The following is a 228-nucleotide window of genomic DNA, read 5'->3' as shown; positions in this document are numbered from 1 at the left end:
TCACAGCGCCTTTTCGAGTTCCGGCAGTGCCTCGAAGAGGTCGGCGACGAGGCCGTAGTCGGCGATCTGGAAGATCGGCGCCTCTTCGTCCTTGTTGATGGCGACGATGACCTTCGAATCCTTCATGCCGGCGAGATGCTGGATGGCCCCAGATATGCCGCAGGCGATATAGAGCTGCGGCGCGACCACCTTGCCGGTCTGCCCCACCTGCCAGTCGTTCGGCGCATA

Annotated in this window: 1 protein-coding gene; it reads right to left on the bottom strand. The window is 62.3% G+C overall.

The window, feature by feature from the left end:
* Window positions 1-228 (bottom strand): electron transfer flavoprotein subunit alpha/FixB family protein (locus PY649_RS35015; RefSeq protein WP_285873649.1); only part of this gene is annotated, 228 nt, incomplete at its 5' end.

The sequence above is a fragment of the Rhizobium mayense genome, from assembly GCF_030272705.1.
Classification (GTDB): Bacteria; Pseudomonadota; Alphaproteobacteria; order Rhizobiales; family Rhizobiaceae; genus Rhizobium; species Rhizobium mayense.
Note: the sequence above shows the minus strand (reverse complement) of the source record. Positions and strands in the feature narration are given on the sequence as shown.